This is a genomic window from Streptomyces sp. NBC_01549 (genome assembly GCF_026339955.1).
Lineage (GTDB): Bacteria > Actinomycetota > Actinomycetes > Streptomycetales > Streptomycetaceae > Streptomyces.
Genome location: NZ_JAPEPW010000001.1, coordinates 2,519,575 through 2,537,952 on the forward strand (window position 1 = coordinate 2,519,575; position 18,378 = coordinate 2,537,952).

Consider the following 18,378-nt stretch of genomic DNA (forward strand, 5'->3'; position numbering starts at 1 on the left):
CGGTCCGCCGCACTGATCATCGCGAACCGCTCGACCGTGCGGAACTCCTCGACCGGGGCGGTGCGGCCCGCGAGCAGCTCGGCGACCGAGGCGATGGTGCGCCGCTCGAAGACGTCCCGGACGGACACGTCGAGACCGGCCGCGCGCATCGCGCCGACCAGCGCGACGGCGCGGATCGAGTCGCCGCCGAGGTCGAAGAACGCGTCCTCGACGCCGACCGAGTCCAGACCGAGGGCGTCGGCCCAGATCAGCGCGAGCCGCTGCTCCTGCGGGGTGCGCGGGGCGACCGAGCCGGCCGCCACCGCCAGGTCGGAGCGGTCCGGGGCGGGCAGGGCGCGCTTGTCGAGCTTGCCGTTGGTGGTGAGCGGAATGGTGTCGAGCGCCACGAAGAGGGCCGGGACCATGTAGTCCGGCAGTGCGCGGCCCAGGCTCTCACGCAGCGTGCGCGGATCGGCGAGTCCGCCCTCGGCGGGCACCGCGTACGCCACGAGCTGCTTGTCGCCGGGGGTGTCCTCGCGGACGACCACGACGGCCTGGGCGATGGACGGCTCGGCGGCGAGCGCGGAGGCGATCTCGCCCAGTTCGATGCGGTAGCCGCGGATCTTGACCTGGTCGTCGATACGGCCCAGGACTTCCAGGCCTCCGTCGGCCAGCCGCTTGGCCACGTCGCCGCTTCGGTACATCCGGCCGCCGGCCGGCCCGAACGGGTTCGGCACGAACCGCTCCGCGGTCAGGTCCGGACGTCCGAGGTAACCGCGCGCCACACCCGGGCCCGCCACATGGATCTCACCCGGTACACCGACCGGCACCGGCCGGCCGTCCGCATCGAGCAGCAGCACCGAGAGGTCGGAGAGCGGATGCCCGACCCGGCTGGCCGCCGGACGGGCCAGGTCCACACCGTCCACCTTGTGGTAGGTGGTGTGCACCGTGGTCTCGGTGATGCCGTACATGTTGACGAGCACGGGAGCGTCGAGGCCCAGTCTGTCCGTCCATGGCTGGAGTTCGGAGACCTCCAGCTTCTCGCCCGCGAAGACGACAGCACGCAGGGAAAGCTCGTGAACACGCGGATCACCGGAGGCGGCGGCCGCGACCAGGGACCGGAAAGCGGTCGGCGTCTGAGAGAGGACCGACACCTCCTCCCCGACCAGCAGATCCAAAAACTCCTCCGGCGCACGCGTCACCGCCCGCGGAACCACCACCAGCCGCCCACCATGAGCCAGCGCACCCCACATCTCGAAAACCGACACATCAAAGGCATACGAGTGCGCCATCGACCACACATCGGACTCATCGAACCCGTAATGCTCCTGCGCCGTCTCCAACAACCGCACGACATTGGCATGGCTCAGCACCACACCCTTGGGCCGACCCGTCGAACCCGACGTATAGATCGTGTAGATCACATTGTCCGGATGAGAGACCCGCACCGGATTCTCCACCGAAGCCGCAGCCAACGCAGCACACGTCTCCTGCGCGTCCAGCACCACCACCGCACCCGCATACACACCCGACAACGACGGCAACAACGCCGACGTCGTCACCACCACCCGCGCACCCGCGTCCCCCAGCACAAACCCCAGACGCTCCACCGGATTCGCCGGATCCAACGGCAGATAACCCGCCCCCGACTTCAGCACACCCAACAGCGTGGGAACCAGATCCACCCCCGCTCCAGATGCACACCCACCAGATCCTCCGGACCCACACCCGCCCCACGCAACACATGCGCCAACCGGTTCGCCCGCTCATTCACCTCCACATACGACAACGACAACCCACCCGCCACCACCGCCACCGACCCCGGCGCCCCCACCACCCACGCCTCGAACAACTCATGAGCGAGAGAGGTGACTTCGGAGCCCGGGGTCCGGGCGTCACGTACGAGCAGGTCGTACTCCCCGGCCGTCACCCGAACCGCGCCGGCGTCGCCGTCGACGCCCTCGGCGGCCATCGCCTCCAGGACCGAGCGGTACATGCCCGCGACGCGCTCCGCGTTCTCGGCGGACAGGACGTGCGAACTGGCGCGGAGGCTGATGAAGCCGCCGATGGCGGTGACGCCGAGGCCGAACTCGGTGGAGCTGCTGTTGATGCCGTTGCCCTCGTCGACCACCTGGTCCTCCCCGACGAGGTGGAAGTCGAGGTAGACGAAGTAGACGCCGATCAGGCGGCGGCCGCCGCTCTCGATGGCCGGCAGCGGGAAGTTCCGGTGCGGCCAGGCCGCGACCTCACCGTCGAAGGCCTGCCTCACCAGCCCACCCCAGGTTCGGGAGGACCGGTCGTGGGCGTGCGGCATCGTGTTGAGATACATGCCCAACAGGCGCTCGGAGCCGGGGACTTCGGGCCTCTGGTGGCCGACGATGCCGGTGAAGAAGCGCTCCTCGTCGGTCAGTTGCGACATCACCTTCAGGTGGGCCGCGTGCAGCACCGCCTTGATCGGCACTCCCGCCTTGGTCGCGAGGCCGCGCAGCGCGGGCTCCAGGTCGCGGTAGGAGAAGCCGGCCCCCACCGTCTCGGGGGGTGCGGTGCGGTCGCCGTGCCAGTCGGCGGGCAGCGCGAACGGCGCGTGGGTGTCCACGATGCCCTGCCAGTAGGCGCGGTCCTCGGCGTCGTCGAGGGACGCGAGCTCGGCGGCGACGGTGTCCGCGAAGCGCACGGGCGGCGCCTCGTACGGGGCGGGCTCGGCGTCGTCGCGCAGCGCCCGGTAGACCTCCACCAATTCGTTGAGCAGGGTGTGGTAGCTCCAGCCCTCCAGCATGGCGTGGCTCTTGGTGAAGGTCAGCCGCCAGGCCGCGTCGGTCTGGACGTGGACGAAGATCCGCAGCAGTGGCGCGGACGACGTCATGTCGAAGAGGGTGGCCCGCTCGGTGGCGGCGAACTCCGCCAGCTCCGCCGCCAGTCGGTCCTCGTCGAGGTGGCGCACGTCGGCCCGGTCCAGCGGGATGGCGACCTCGCTGTGCACCAGTTGCATCGGCACGCTGTACCCGGTCAGGTCGACCGAGGTGCGCAGGATGTCGTGGCGGGCACCGACGACCTCCACGGCCCGCTGAAGGGCGCCGAAGTCGAACGGCGCGCCGTCACGGACCAGGAAGGAGGTCAGGTCGTGATAGTTGTTGCGGCCGTCCGACGCGAGGGTCTCCACGAGCATGCCGGTCTGGTTCTGCGACAGCGGGTAGGCGTCGCTCAGACCCTCGGGCAGCAGCGCCCGGTCCGCGTCCGAGAGCAGCGCGAACGGCTCGACGGCGGTGACCTGCGCGGTGGGCGCGGGGCGCCCGGTGACGGACTCGCAGAGCGCGGCGACGGTGGCCTTCTCGAAGACCTCACGGACGCCGACCTCGAACCCCGCCGCGCGCAACGCGCCGACCAGGCCGACCGCGCGGATCGAGTCGCCGCCCAGCTGGAAGAAGCTGTCGAGGACGCCGACCCGCTCCAGGCCCAGGTGCTCGGCCCAGACCGCGGCCATCCGCTCCTCGGCGGGGGTGCGTGGCGCGACGTGCGGGGCCGCGTCGAAGGCGGCGGCGTCAGGGGCGGGCAGGGCGCGCTGGTCCAGCTTGCCGTTGGCGGTCAGCGGGATGCGCTCCAGCGCCAGGTAGGCGGAGGGCAGCAGGTACGGGGGCAGCCGGTCGGCGGCGTACGCGTCGAGCTCGGCGTGCGGGGGCAGTTCGCCCTCCGGGACGACGGGAACGACGTAGGCGACAAGCTGCTTGCCTGTGGCGCTCTCATGGACGAGGACGCGGACCTCGCCGATCGCCGGGTGGCCGCCGAGAACGGCCTCGATCTCGCCCGGCTCGACGCGGTAGCCGCGGATCTTGACCTGTCCGTCGATACGGCCGAGGAAGTCGACCGTGCCGTCGGCGAGGACCCGGGCGAGGTCGCCGGTGCGATAGAGGCGGGCGCCGGCCGGGCCGAACGGGTCGGGCAGGAAGGACGCCGCCGTCTGGGCCGGGCGGCCCGCATAGCCGCGGGCGAGGCCGCGGCCGCCGACGTACAGCTCGCCGGTGCCGCCGACCGGTACCGGCTGGAGGTTGTCGTCGAGGACATGCATCGTGGTGCCCGGCAGCGGACGGCCCACGGGCACGATCTCGGTTGCCTGGGGACCGGTGACGTCGTGGACGCTGTTGCCGACGGTGATCTCGGTCGGGCCGTACTCGTTGACGACACGGCCGCCGCCGACGAGGTCGAGCCAGCGCTCCGCGGTGCGGCTGAGCAGGGCCTCGCCGCCGACGACGAGCACCGGCGCGAGGCCGTGCGCGCGCTCGCCGTCGAACTGCTGGCCCAGCATCTCCAGATGGCCGGGGGTCAGCTTGAGGAAGCCGTACGGGCCCGACTCGGCCAGCCAGTCGCCGAGCTCGGACAGGTCGCGCTCGGAGCCGAACAGGTTCAGCGCGCCGCCGGTCATCAGCGGGGCGTACAGCGTCGGCACGACCAGGTCGAAGGCGACGGACGAGAACAGCGCGGTGTCGCCGGGGGCGCCGCCGAAGTAGTCGGCGACCGCCCAGTCCAGATAGCCCGCGAGCGAGCGGTGGGTGATCTGGACGCCCTTGGGCCTGCCGGTGGAGCCGGAGGTGTAGATGACATAGGCGAGCTGCTCGGGGTCGGCCCCGGGCAGCGGGTTCGGGTCCAGGACCTCCGCACCCTCACCGATACCCCGGACGCCGGCGTCCTCATCGACGAGCAGGACCCGGCCGCCGAATCCGGCGAAGCGATCGGCGTACTCGGCCTGGGTGACGACGGCGGGGCAGCCGGCGTCGGCGACGACGGTCGCGATGCGCTCGGCCGGCCAGGAGCCGTCCATCGGGACGTACGCCGCTCCGGCCCGCCACACCGCGAGGAGGGCGGCCGGCAGGTCGACGGTCGGGTCGAGAAGCACACCGACCACGGATTCGGGACCCGCGCCGGCCGCGCGAACGCGGCGGGCCAGGGCCCCCGAACGGGCGGACAGCCCCGCGTAGTCGAGGGAACCTGAGGCGTCGCGGACGGCGACCGCGCCGGGCGTACGGGCCGCGGTGGCCATGATCGCCTCGAGCGCGGTGCGGCTGACCGGCTCGGTGGCGGGGCCCTCGGCGGCGGCGAACAGGGCGGCCCGCTCGCCCTCTGGCAGGAAGGTGCGGGTGGCGTCGCCGTCCGCGTCGGCGGCCATGGCCTCCAGGACCGACCGGTACATCTCGGCGAGCCGCTCGGCGTGGGCCGGGGTGACGGCGCGGGTGTCGGCGGTCAGGATGACATGCCCGGCGCGCGAGGAGACGCTGAGCGGGAACTCGGTGGGGCTGTCGTCGATGCCGGCCAGCTCGTCCACCAGGTCGGTGTCGATCTGCCGGAAGTCCTGGTAGTTGAAGTAGACGTCCATGAGGCGGCCGGTGCCGCCCCAGTCGCGCTGGACGGTGGGCAGCGGGTAACGGCGGTGACCCCACAGCTCGACCTCGGCCGCGAAGGTCCGGCCCACCAGCTCACGCCAGGTGCGGGCGCCCTTGGTGTGCGGGAACGGCAGCGTGTTGAGGTACATGCCGTAGACGCGGTCGGCGCCTGTCTCCTCGGGGCGCGCGTCGCAGACCAGGCCGGTGTGGAAGGCCTGCTCGTGGGTGAGCTGGCCGAGCACCTTGAGGTGGGCGGCGATCATGACGCTCTTGAGGGAGGCGTCGGCGGCCGTAGCCAGCGCGCGCAGGCCCGACTCCAGGTCCTGCCAGGAGATGCCGGTCTGGAAGGTGGTGTGCGCGGCCCCTGGCTCGCCCCAGGTGGTGGGCAGGATGAACTTGGCGTGGTTCTCGGTGACTTCGGTCCAGTACGCCTGGTCGTCGGCCGAGTCGAGGGCGGCGAGCTCGCCCGCGATGAAGTCGGCGAAGCGCAGCGAGGGCAGCTCCGCCGGCTCCGGGTCGCGGCCGTCACGTATGGCCTGATAGGTCGTCAACAGCTCCATCAGGAGGGAGTGGTGACTCCAGCCTTCCAGGATGGGGTGGCACTCGGTGACCGAGATCCACCAGCCGCCGTCATCCGTGGTGTGCGCGTGGAAGCGCATCAGCGACGGCACTGCCAGGTCGAAGAGGCGGGCCCGCTCAGCGACGGTGAAGGCGCGCAGCGCGGCCTCCACCTGCTCGGCGTCGAGGCCGGTCAGGTCCTTTGCGGTGATGGGCAGTTCGGCGGTGGCGTGGACGAGCTGGAGGGGTCGCGAGTAGGACGCCAGGTCGATGGACGTGCGGAGCACCTCGTGCCGGGCGGTGACGATACGGCCGGCCTCGACGAGGGCGTCGAGCGAGAAGGGGTGCTGGTCACGGATCCGGAAGGTGGAGACGTTGTGGTAGTGGTTGCGGCCGTCGTCCATCAGCATCTCGATGACCATGCCCAGCTGGTTCTGGCCCAGCGGGTAGGCGTCGACGACGTCGGCGGGCAGGACGGCCCGGTCCTCGTCGCCGATCAGCTCGAAGGGGGCGACGCGGCGCTCGGCGGCGGCCGTGGCGGCGGGGCGGCCGGTGGCCAGCTCGGTGAGGCGGGCAACCGTACGGCAGTCGAAGACGTCGCGGACCGCGACCTCGTGGCCGGCCTCGCGGAGCTCGCCGACCAGGGCGACGGCGCGGATCGAGTCACCGCCCAGCTCGAAGAAGCTGTCGTGGACGCCGACCCGCTCGACGCCGAGCACCGAACGCCAGACGGCGGCGACGGACTCCTCGTCCGGGGTGCGCGGCGCGGTGAACTCGCCCGCGGCGCGCAGCTGGAGGGCGACGTCAGGGGCGGGCAGGGCGCGCTTGTCGAGCTTGCCGTTGGTGGTGAGCGGAATGGTGTCGAGCGCCACGAAGGCGGCCGGAACCATGTACTCGGGCAGCTCGCGGGCGAGGGCCGCGCGGATCTCGGCGACGGGCAGCCCGGCACCGGACCGCGCCGGGACGAGGTAGCCGACGAGTCGCTTGTCGCCGGGGGTGTCCTCGCGGACGACCACGACGGCCTGAGCGATGTCCTCGTGCGCGGTCAACGCGGCCGAGATCTCGCCGAGCTCGATGCGGTAGCCGCGGATCTTGACCTGGTCGTCGATACGGCCCAGGAACTCAAGGCTGCCGTCCTCACGGCGGCGGGCAAGGTCACCACTGCGATACATCCGGCCGCCGGCCGGCCCGAACGGGTTCGGCACGAACCGCTCCGCGGTCAGGTCCGGACGTCCGAGGTAACCGCGCGCCACACCCGGGCCCGCCACATGGATCTCACCCGGTACACCGACGGGCGCGAGCGAACCCGAGGCGTCCAGCAGATAGACCGAAAGGTCGCTGAGCGGGTAGCCCACGCGGTTCGCCGCCAGGCCGTCAACGTCCTGTTCCTCGACCTTGTGGTAGGTGGTGTGCACGGTGGTCTCGGTGATGCCGTACATGTTGACGAGCACGGGAGCGTCGAGGCCCAGTCTGTCCGTCCATGGCTGGAGTTCGGAGACCTCCAGCTTCTCGCCCGCGAAGACGACAGCACGCAGGGAAAGCTCGTGAACACGCGGATCACCGGAGGCGGCGGCCGCGACCAGGGACCGGAAAGCGGTCGGCGTCTGAGAGAGGACCGACACCTCCTCCCCGACCAGCAGATCCAAAAACTCCTCCGGCGCACGCGTCACCGCCCGCGGAACCACCACCAGCCGCCCACCATGAGCCAGCGCACCCCACATCTCGAAAACCGACACATCAAAGGCATACGAGTGCGCCATCGACCACACATCGGACTCATCGAACCCGTAATGCTCCTGCGCCGTCTCCAACAACCGCACGACATTGGCATGGCTCAGCACCACACCCTTGGGCCGACCCGTCGAACCCGACGTATAGATCGTGTAGATCACATTGTCCGGATGAGAGACCCGCACCGGATTCTCCACCGAAGCCGCAGCCAACGCAGCACACGTCTCCTGCGCGTCCAGCACCACCACCGCACCCGCATACACACCCGACAACGACGGCAACAACGCCGACGTCGTCACCACCACCCGCGCACCCGCGTCCCCCAGCACAAACCCCAGACGCTCCACCGGATTCGCCGGATCCAACGGCAGATAACCCGCCCCCGACTTCAGCACACCCAACAGCGTGGGAACCAGATCCACCCCCCGCTCCAGATGCACACCCACCAGATCCTCCGGACCCACACCCGCCCCACGCAACACATGCGCCAACCGGTTCGCCCGCTCATTCACCTCCGCATACGACAACGACAACCCACCCGCCACCACCGCCACCGACCCCGGCGCCCCCACCACCCACGCCTCGAACAACTCATGAGCGAGGGACGTGACCGGCTCGGTGGTGCGGTGGCCGTCCAGAGCGCCGGTGACGATGGCGCGCTCGGCCTCGCTGAGGATGTCGATGGCCGCGAGGGGGGCGTCCGGGACCCCCAGGACCTGGTCGAGCAGGCGCACGAAGTTACCGGCGAGGCGGCGGACCGTGCTCTGGTCGAAGAGGGCGGTGGCGTACTGGAAGCGGGCCCTGAACGAGCCGTCGGGCAGTTCCTGCACCTGGAGGGCGAGGTCGCACTTGGCGATGCCGTCGCTGTCACCGAACGGTTCCACCGTGAGGCCGGGCAGCTCGAAGGAGTCCAGGCGCCACTCGTGCAGGGTGAAGGCGACCTGGTAGAGGGGGGTGCGGGACTGGTCGCGCTCCGGCTGGAGCTCGTCGACCAGCTGCGCGAACGGCACCTGCTGGTGGTCGAAGGCGTCCAAAATGTGCCGCCGACCGGATGCGACGAGCCCGCCGAACGTGGCCTGATCGTCCCACCCGGCGCGCAGGACGAGGGTGTTGATGCCGTAGCCGATGAGCTGCTGGAGCTCGGGGCGGCCGCGCCCGGAGACGACGGTTCCGACGGTCACGTCCCGCTTTCCGGTGTAGCGGGCGATCAGCGTCTGGTAGGCGGTGAGCAGCACGGTGAACGGCGTGGTGTCGTGTTTCAGCGCGGCTTCTCGAACCCGGTCGGCGAGCCCGTCGGGCAGCTCGAAGTCCAGGTCGGCGCCCGCGTGGTCGCGGACGGCCGGGCGCGGCCGGTCGGTCGGCAGGTCGGTCGCCTCGACGCCGGCCAGGCGCTCGCGCCAGTAGTCGAGGTGAGCCTCGGCGCCGGGGCCGGCGAGCTGCTGCCGCTGCCAGGCCGCGTAGTCGGCGTACTGGAGGGTGAGCGGCGGCAGCTGAGCCTCGTGGCCGGAGACGAACGCCGCGTACAGGGCGCTGAGTTCGCCGCCGAAGACGCGGGTGGACCAGGCGTCGCAGGCGATGTGGTGGAAGACGAAGGCCAGGATGTGGTCATCGTCGGCGAGGCGCAGCAGCGTGCCGCGCACCGGCCACTCGGTGGCCAGGTCGAAGCCGGTGGCGAGCTGCTCGCGCAGCACCTCGGTGGCCTTCCGCTCGCGCTCGGCGGCCGGTTCCTCGGTGAGCGGGACGACCGGCAGCGGCAGCGCGCGGGCGCCGGGCGCGTCCACGACCTGGACCGGGCCGCCGTTCTCGAAGGCGTACCGGGTGCGCAGGATCTCGTGGCGGGCGGCGATCGTCTCGAAGGCGCGGCCGAGGGCGGCGGCGTCGAGGGTGCCGCGAAGCCGCAGCACCAGCGGCACCAGATACTCGGTGCTGTCCGGCTCCAGGCGGTTGAGGAACCACATCTGCTGCTGGCCGGCGCTGAGCGCCAGGGGGGCGCTGCGCTCGGCACGGGTGATCTCGTCGCGGCGGGCGCCGCGGCGGCCGGCCAGGCGGCGGCGCAGCAGTTCGTCGCGGAGTGAGGCGCCCGACGGGGCGGGCACGGCGGTGGTTGCTTCCTCGGTGCTCATGCGTTCTGCTCCTTCAGCAGCATCGAGTCCGCCATCACTTCGGAGTCGGACATCTCGGCGATCTCCGCGCGGATCCGGTCCTCGATCGTCTGCGCCAGTTCGGCGACGGTCGGGCCCTCGAACACGGCGCGTACGGGCAGGGTGATCTCGAAGTCGGTCTGGATCGCGGCGATGAGCCGGATCGCGAGGATCGAATTTCCACCGGCGTGGAAGAAGTTGTCGTCGAGGCCGGCCTCGATCCCGCAGGCGTCGCGCCAGATGTCGAGGAGGCGCTCCTCGACGGGGTCGGCGGGGCGCGCGCGCCGCGGCGGTTCGGCCGCCGCCGGCTCGGGCAGGGCGCGCCGGTCGATCTTGCCGTTCGGGTTGAGCGGGATGCGCTCCAGCTCGGTGAAGCTGCCCGGGACCATGTACGGGGGCAGCAGCAGGGCGCTGTGGGCGGCGAGGGATGCGGCGTCCGCGTCGCCGCCGGGGACGGCGGTGAAGTAGGCGGCGAGCCGGACCCGGGCGCCGCTGCCGACCGGCACGACGACCGCGTCGGCGACGCCGGGGTGATCGAGCAGGACCGCGCGGATCTCGCCGGTCTCCACCCGGTAGCCGCGGATCTTGACCTGGTCGTCGGTGCGGCCGAGGAACTCCACGGCGCCGCCGTCGAGCCAGCGCGCCAGGTCCCCGGTGCGGTAGAGGCGGGTTCCGGCGGGCCCGTACGGGTCGGGCAGGAACTTCTCGGCGGTCAGGCCGGGGCGGCCGACATAGCCGCGGGCGACTCCGGTGCCGCCGACGTACAGTTCGCCGACCGCGCCGACGGGGACGGGCCGCATCCGCTCGTCCAGGACGCGCATGACCATGCCGGGCAGCGGGCCGCCGATGGGCACGACGCCAGGGCCGGTGCCGGTCGCCACCGGGTGGACGCTGGTGCCCACGGAGGCCTCGGTCGGGCCGTACTCGTTGATGAGCCGGCCGCCCTCACCGAGCAGCGAAGCCCAGGTGGCGGCGAGCGAGCCGTCCAGGGCCTCGCCCGCGACCACCACGATCGGGGCCAGCGAGGCTGCCTGTCGTTCGGTCAACTGCTGCGTCAGGACGTCGAGATGGCCCGGCGTCAGCTTGAGGAAGCTGAACGGGGCGTGCGCGGCCAGGCGCTCGCCGAGTTCGGACAGGTCGAGGTCCTGCGGAAGGAGCAGTACCCGCCGGCCGGTGAGCAGCGGCGCCCACAGGTTGGGGACGACCAGGTCGAAGGCGACCGAGGAGAAGACCGCGCCGCCGCCGGTGCCCGCTCCCGCGAGCTCGGCTGCCGCCCAGTTCAGGTGGTTGGCGAGGCCGCGGTGGGTGACCGCGACGCCCTTGGGGCGGCCGGTCGAGCCAGAGGTGTAGATGATGTACGCCAGGTCGTCGAAGTGGGCCTCCAGTGGCGGCGTCCAGGCGTCCTGTGCGGCGATCGCGTCGGCGTCGGCCCCGTCGATCCGTACGACCGTGCCGTCGAACTCCCCTGTCTCACAGGCGTTCTGGGTGACCAGGACGCGGGCGTCGGCGTCCGCGAGCATCCCGGTGACCCGCTCGACGGGGAAGGCCGGGTCGATCGGCACGTACGCCGCGCCGGCCTGCCAGACGGCGAGCAGTGTCGCGTGCAACTCCGGGCCCCGGTCGAGCAGGACACCGACGGTGCTGCCCTGGCGGACTCCGATCGAACGCAGGTGGCGGGCGATCCGCGCGGCGCGGGCCGCCAGCTCCCGGTAGGTCAGGGCGAACCCGTCGCCCTCGACGGCGGTGGCGTGCGGGGTTCGCACGGCCTGCGCGGCGAACATCTGCGGCGTCGACATGACGGGCTGGGGCGCCTCGGCGGTGCCCCAGCGGGTCAGCTCGGCGTGCTCACCGGGGGTGAGCAGGTCGAGGGCGCCGAGCGCGCGGTCGGGGTCGGCCGTGGCGGACGCGAGCAGGGTGGTCAGGCCGGCGGCGAGGCGGGCTGCGGTGGCCTCCTCGTACAGGCTGGTCGCGTACTCCAGGCCGCCCACCAGGGTGCCGTCGGCGGCCGGGCGCAGCAGCAGGGTGAGGTCGGTGTGGGTGATCCGCCACATCCTGCGGACCGTCTCGGTGTCGCCGTCGACGGCGGCGTTGAAGTCCTCGCCGTGCAGGTCGAAGGCGGCCTGGTAGAGCGGGGTGCGTGACAGGTCGCGGTCGGGCGCCAGCTCGTCGACGAGGAGGTCGAACGGCAGGTCCTGGTGGCTGAAGGCGTCTCGGGTGATGGCGGCGACCCTGGCGACCGCGTCGTTGAAGCCGAGTTCGCCGTCGAGCACACAGCGCAGCACCACGTTGTTGAGGAAGAAGCCGACGACGCCGTCGAGTTCGGGCCGCTCGCGCCCGGCGACCGGGGTGCCGACCGGCAGGTCCCACTGGCCGCTGTGCCGGGCGAGGACGGTGGCGTACGCCGTGAGCAGGACGGTGAACCGGGTGGTGCCGTGCTCGCGGGCGATCGTGTCGACGGCCGCGAGGGTGCCGGCGTCGATGGTGACCGGGGTGATGCCGCCGCGGCCGTCGCGGACGGCGGGACGCGGGTGGTCGGTGGGCAGGGCGAGTGGCTGGTGTCCGTCGAGGACGGCGCGCCAGTGCGTGAGCTCGCGCCCGACGACCTCGCCCGTGAGCCGCTCCTGCTGCCAGGCCGCGAAGTCGGCGTACTGGACGGCGAGTTGCGGCAGGGTCGGCTGCTCGCCGGCCGTCAGCGCGGCGAGGACCTGGTGGAACTCGCGCTCCAGGACGGCGGTGGACCAGCCGTCGGTGGTGATGTGGTGCATGGCGACGGCGAGCAGCTCGCTGTCGTCGTCGAGCGTGATGTGCGCGGCCCGCAGCAGCTCACCGCCGTCGAGGCGGAAGCCGGTGCCGAGCAGCTCGGCGAGGACGGCGGGCAGCCCCTCGCGGCCGGTGGTGATCGCGCGGACCGGGACGCCGGTCGGCGCCTCGATGAACTGGCGCGGCTCGCCGTCCACTTCGGCGTACCGGGTGCGCAGCGCCTCGTGCCGGGCGACCAGGATGTCCAGGGCCCGCCCGACGAGTTCGGAAGCGGTGCCGGCGGGCACCTTGAGCAGCAGACCGGCGACCCACTCGGGACTGGCCGGATGCATCTTGTCCATGAACCACAGGCGGCGCTGCCCGTACGAGAGCGGAAGGCCGCCCTCGCGCGAAACGGGCCGGACGGGCGCGGAATCCTCCCCGGCGGCCGCCGTCAGCAGGGCCGCGTGGTCGGCGAGGGTGGGGGCGCCGAGCAGGGCGCGCAAGGAGATGTCGCGGCCGGTGGCGGCGCGCAGCCGGGCGGCGACCCGGGTGAGCTGGAGCGAGGTGCCGCCGCCGCGGAAGAAGTCGCTGGAGGTGGTGAGCGGGCCGAAGTCGAGGACACTCTGCCAGGCCTCGGCGACCAGGAGCTCGGCCTCGGTGGCGGGGGTGGTGCCCGCCGGTTCGGCGACCGCGTCGGGCGAGGGCAGCGCCCGCCGGTCGACCTTGCCGGTCGGGCCCAGCGGGAAGGACTCCAGTTCGATCAGGGCGGCCGGCACATGGGTGCTGGGCAGCCGCTCCAGCAGGTGGCCGCGCAGCTCGGTCTCGGCGACCGGCTCGCGGATCACGTAATAGGCGGCGAGCCGCGTGGCGCCGTCGGCCGCGGCGTAGGGGCGGACCACGGCACCGGCGATCGCCGGGTGCGCGGCCAGCTGGGCCTCGACCTCGGCGGGTTCGATGCGTACGCCGTTGACCTTGACCTGGTCGTCCATGCGGCCCAGGTATTCGAGTACGCCGTCGGCACGCCAGCTGACCCGGTCGCCGGTGCGGTACAGGCGGCTGCCGTCCTTGGCGAACGGGTCGGGCAGGAAGCGCTCGGCGGTCTGGCCGGGGCGGCCGAGATAGCCGCGCGCCACACCGGCACCGCCCGCGAGCAGCTCGCCGGGGACACCGACGCCGACCGGGCTGCCTGACGCGTCCACGACCAGGACGCGCGTCTTCTCGATGGGGCGGCCGATCGGCACCGGGCCGGTCAGCTGGGCGGGGTCGAACCGGTGCGCGGTGACGTCGATGGAGCACTCGGTCGGACCATAGGTGTTCCACAACTCGGCATCGCTCAACGCCCGCAGCCGTTGGGCGAGTTCAGCGTGCAGCGGCTCACCGGCACAGCACACCAGGCGCAGCTCGCCGCACTTCTGCCAGCCGTCCTCGGCGACGAGCAGGCGCAGCACGGACGGCACGACCTGCAGCACGGTGATCCGGTGCTCGCCGACCGCGCGGACCAGGGCGGCCGGATCGCGTTCGGCACCGGCCGGGGCGAGCACCACGGTGCCGCCGCTGACCAGCGGGGCGAAGACCTCCCAGACATGGGCGTCGAAAACCAGGGCGGTCTTCTGCAGCACCCGGTCGGCGGTCGAGAGTCCGTGCTGTCGCACCGCCCAGCCGATGCGGTTGGCGATGCCGGCGTGGCTGACCACGACGCCCTTGGGGGTGCCGGTGGAGCCGGAGGTGTGCAGGACGTAGGCGGCGTTGGTGCTGTGCACGCCGGTGACCGGGGCGCCGGCGGGCTGCTCCCGGAGTTCGGCGGCAAGGTCCTCGGGGACGACGGGCCGGGCCCCGGCGTCGGTGACGGCGGCGCTGCCCCGGGCGTCGGTGAGGACGAGTGCGGTGCCGGACGCGGCGATCAGCGCGGAGGTGCGGGACCGCGGCGCCTCGGTGTCCAGCGGCAGGTAAGCGGCACCGGCCCGCCAGATGGCGAGCAGTCCGACGACCAGGTCGAGGCCGCGGGCGAGCCGGACGCCGACCGGCAGGTCGGGTCCGGCGCCCTGGGCCCTCAGCAGGTGGGCGAGCCGGTTGCTGCGGGCGTCGAGCTCCGCGTACGTCATCCGCTGCCGACCGTGCTCCACGGCGATCGCTTCCGGAGTCAGCGAAGCCTGACGGCCGACGAGCACGGGGGTGAGCTGGGCTGCATCGGCCGATGCGTCCGTCCGTGACTCGGGAAACATGGAGGGTGTGCTCCTCGTGTGGTGAGTGACTGATCGAGAGCGGGGTGCCGGGCGGGAGCCCGGTCGTACGCGTGGTGCGCCGTCGGCCGGAGCCGGGCCGGTTACGCGGCGTCCATCCGACGGCGGAGGCTGGCCGGGCGCAGGTCGGTCCAGATCCGCTCGATGTGGGCCAGGCACTCCTCGCGGGTGCCCTCGGTGCCCTCGGCGTGCCAGCCGGCCGGCAGGTCACGGTCGGCCCACCAGATCGAGTACTGCTCCTCGTCGTTGAGCACGACGCGGTGGGTGATGGCGGATTCGTGCTGCTCGGACACGGTGGTCTCCTGTGTTTTCGGTGGAGCGGTGGTGTGCTGGTCGTAATGCGTTGGCCAGTTTTCGATCCGGGCCCATATCCGGCCTATACGAGGCCTGAAACAGACCGGCGGGGCCCGGCCGATGGCGGGGGATCCACCGGCTGGGCCCCGCTGCGGGGGGGTGCCTACGGAGGTTGGCCAACCGGGGTCGGCCAACGGAGATTGACCAACCGGGGTCGGCCAACGGAAGTTGACCTACGAAGGTTGGCCGGTCGGACCGGCCGTCAGTCGGACATCGCGACGAGGATCCGGCGCGGGCCGGTGAACGGGCGGCGGCCATGGCCGACCAGCAGGTTGTCGATGAGCAGCAGGTCGCCCTCGTGCCAGTCGACGTTCACCGCGTTCTCCAGGCCACGGTCGCGCACCTGCAGGACGTACTCGTCCGGGATCGGGCTGCCGTCCGCGAAGGTCACGGACTGCGGCAGCTCGTCGGCCGGCATGATCTGGGCGAGCGCCTTCGCGGTGTCGTCGCCGAGCGAGGCCGGGTGCCACTGGTCGGACTGGTTGAACCAGACCTCGGCGCCGGTGACCGGGTGGCGCATCGTGGAGTGGCGCAGCTGGCTGACCTTCAGGCTGTTGCCCGGCCCCCAGCTCCACTCGGCCTCCGCCTCCTTGAGGAAGACGTCGACCTCGTCCCGGTCCCCGGTTTCGAAGGTGTCCTGCCAGCTCTTGCCGAGGCCCCTGCCGCCATGCAGGTTCTGCGTGTAGCGCACCCCGGCCTCGAAGGCCTCGCGGACCTCCGGGTCGAGGGCCTCCAGCCACAGCGCGGCGTCGACGACCGGAGTGGCACCGCCGGTCTCCGGCGCGACGGCGCAGTAGAAGGCGAGCCGGGTAGGCCAGGCGTGGGCGTACGACATCTCGTTGTGCATCGAGATGGTGTACTCCTGCGGGTACTCCGTCGAGGTGTACACGTTGGAGCCAACCTTGGTGCGCGGCGAGTTGCCGTGCACGTAGGCGAGGCGGCGGGGCAGCAGCCGGTCGAGGACCGGGTCCAGCCCCTCGCCGGGCACCTTGAACCCGCGGAAGACCACGACCTTCTCGCGGACGAGCAGCCCGGCCAGGTCGATGCTGTCGAGGTGCTCGACGAGCGCCTCCGGGGTCGCCGCTGCGCCCACGTCGCCCGGCGTGATCTCCAGCGGCGACCAGCCGTTGCGGTCGGTCATGGTAGTTCCTCTCGTGTCGTCGTTCAGGTGATGCCGGTACGCCGCCGAGCGGCCCGGGGCTACGGCAGGAAGCCCTCCACCTCCACGCCCAGCCCCTTCTGCCGGGCCGTGGTCAGCACGTCGTCGGCCAGCGCGATGTCGAGGACACCGAGCCCGAAGGGCGCGTAGACGATCGTGCGGCCCGGCTGGGGAGTGAACGTGCCCTCGTCCAGGAGGAGTTCGCCGATCGTCGGGTCGATGAAGTCGTGGTGGCCGGCGAACTGCTCGGCCAGGTGCAGCGAGGTGCGCTCGCGCAGCGCGTGGTCGACGTCGTCGACGATGTTGTGCGCGTCGAGCAGCGACTCGGGCAGCAAGTCGCGCAGCGAGATGTGCAGGACGACCGTGCCGGGCACGGCGGCCCTCAGGTCCAGGTGCGGTTCGATGGCGGACGTCGCGATGGAGACCAGGCCGTGGGCGGCGAGCGCCTCCTCGGCGGTGGTGACGGTGACCACCCGCGCCTCCGGGGCGGCCTCGGCCGCCTGGGCGGCGAACGAAGCGGCCCGCTCGGCCGAACTGTCGTACAGCGTCACGGTCTTGAGGCCGGGGACGGCCGCCCGGGTGTGACGCAGGATCTCCAGGTTGATGACGCCGCAGCCGATCAGCGAGAGACCGTCCGGGCGGCGGTCGCGGGTGAGCAGTTCGGCGGCGAGCGCCGCGCTGGCGGCGGTGCGCTTGGCGGAGATCAGCGAGCCCTCGACGAGCGCCTCGGGGCGGCCGGTCTCCAGGGAGTTGAGGATGATCGCCGCGTTGGCGCGCTGAATGCCCCGGTCGATGTTGGCCGGGAAGGACGAGATCCACTTCATACCCGCGGCCGGCTTCTCTCCGCCCCGGTAGGCGGGCAGGCCGATGATGCGATTGCGCGACTGTCCGGGAAAGCGAAGGAATATGGAGTGCGGCACCGCGGTGTCGCCCTGTGCGTGAATGCGGTAGGCGTCCGCGACGGCCTCGATGTTCTCGAGTTCACGGCCGTTCAGAATCTGCCCGACCTCGGAGTGCCGGATGATGAGCATGACGGGGTTCAGTCCTTCCAGAGGTGCGCGACTTCACCGAAATTTCGGCGCACCCACGTGTCGGAATAAATCGTGTCGAGATAACGGTCGCCGCCGTCGGGGAAGACGAGCGCGACGGTCGAGTCGGCCGGGATCTCGTCCCTCAGCCGGGCCAGCGCGGCGACGGTCGCCCCGGACGAGCCGCCGGCCAGGATGGCCTCGCGGTGGATGAGCCTGCGGCAGGCCACCACGCAGTCCAGGTCGGATACGTGGACGACCCGGTCGGCGGCGGTCGGGTCCATCAGGGCCGGCACGACCGACGCCCCGTGCCCGGGGATGAGACGGCGGGTGGACTCCAGGCCGAAGATGGCGCTGCCCTCCGCGTCCACCGCGACGATGGTTGTGTCCATCCCCTGCTCGCGGATGTGGTCGGCGCAGCCTCGCAACGTGCCGAAGGTGCTGACCGAGCAGAACAGGTAGTCCACCCGGCCGTCGAGGGCGCGCGCTATCTCCCTCATGGTCTTCTCGTGGGCCCGCGGGTTGAGCAGGTTGGCGTACTGGTTGGGCCAGAACGCGTACGGCGTCCGCGCGACGAGTTCCCGCACACGGCGCAGCCGCATCGGCAGGTACTCGCCGGTCAGCTCGTCCCGCTCGGTCACCACCTCGATCTCGGCGCCGTAGGCGCGCAGGATCGCCAGGTTCTGCTCCGTGGTCTTTCCGTCCACCACACAGATGAAGCGGAACCCGAAGTAGCGGCATATCTGGGCGAGTCCGACCGCCAGGTTCCCCGAGCTGGACTCGACCACCACGGAGCGGCCGGGTACCAGCTCGCCGCTCTCGATCGCGCTGCTCAGCATGCTGAGCCCGGACCGGTCCTTGATACTGCCGCCCGGATTGAATCTCTCTATCTTGGCGAATACCCGGGCCTCAAACCCCGGCAGCAGCCTCTCCAATTCCACGAGCGGGGTGTTCCCCACGGTCGAAAGAATTCCTGAGAATGGTGGCTCCGACACGACTGTCACCTCCCGAACATTGATCGCGTCGAATGCTCGACGTGCTCCTTGACATTCTTGAGGTTTCGCCTATCCGGCA

At 71.7% G+C, this 18,378-nt stretch carries 5 protein-coding genes and 1 pseudogene; all 6 read right to left on the minus strand.

The window, feature by feature from the left end; all coding sequences use genetic code 11:
• Positions 1–19: 19 nt before the first annotated feature.
• Positions 20–9,763: pseudogene (locus OG819_RS10925) on the minus strand (amino acid adenylation domain-containing protein); the annotation flags it as partial.
• The gene (locus OG819_RS10930) at positions 9,760–14,745 is read right to left on the minus strand and encodes a non-ribosomal peptide synthetase (protein ID WP_266649132.1); all 4,986 of its coding nucleotides are present in this window, start codon (positions 14,743–14,745) and stop codon (positions 9,760–9,762) included. The pseudogene OG819_RS10925 and the gene OG819_RS10930, both read right to left, overlap by 4 nt.
• 101 nt (positions 14,746–14,846) lie before the next feature.
• Positions 14,847–15,056, minus strand: a complete 210-nt coding sequence (locus tag OG819_RS10935; protein ID WP_266584470.1) for an MbtH family NRPS accessory protein — start codon at positions 15,054–15,056, stop codon at positions 14,847–14,849.
• 263 nt (positions 15,057–15,319) lie between these two features.
• Positions 15,320–16,258 (minus strand): TauD/TfdA family dioxygenase, encoded by a 939-nt coding sequence (locus OG819_RS10940; protein ID WP_266649134.1) that lies wholly within the window; start codon positions 16,256–16,258, stop codon positions 15,320–15,322.
• Between the two features lie 59 nt (positions 16,259–16,317).
• The gene (sbnB, locus tag OG819_RS10945) at positions 16,318–17,307 is read right to left on the minus strand and encodes a 2,3-diaminopropionate biosynthesis protein SbnB (protein ID WP_266649135.1); all 990 of its coding nucleotides are present in this window, start codon (positions 17,305–17,307) and stop codon (positions 16,318–16,320) included.
• Positions 17,308–17,315: 8 nt separating this feature from the next.
• Positions 17,316–18,263 carry a 2,3-diaminopropionate biosynthesis protein SbnA gene (sbnA, locus tag OG819_RS10950; protein ID WP_266627127.1) on the minus strand — a complete coding sequence of 316 codons (948 nt, stop codon included), beginning with the start codon at positions 18,261–18,263 and terminating at the stop codon, positions 17,316–17,318.
• Between the last annotated feature and the right edge of the window lie 115 nt (positions 18,264–18,378).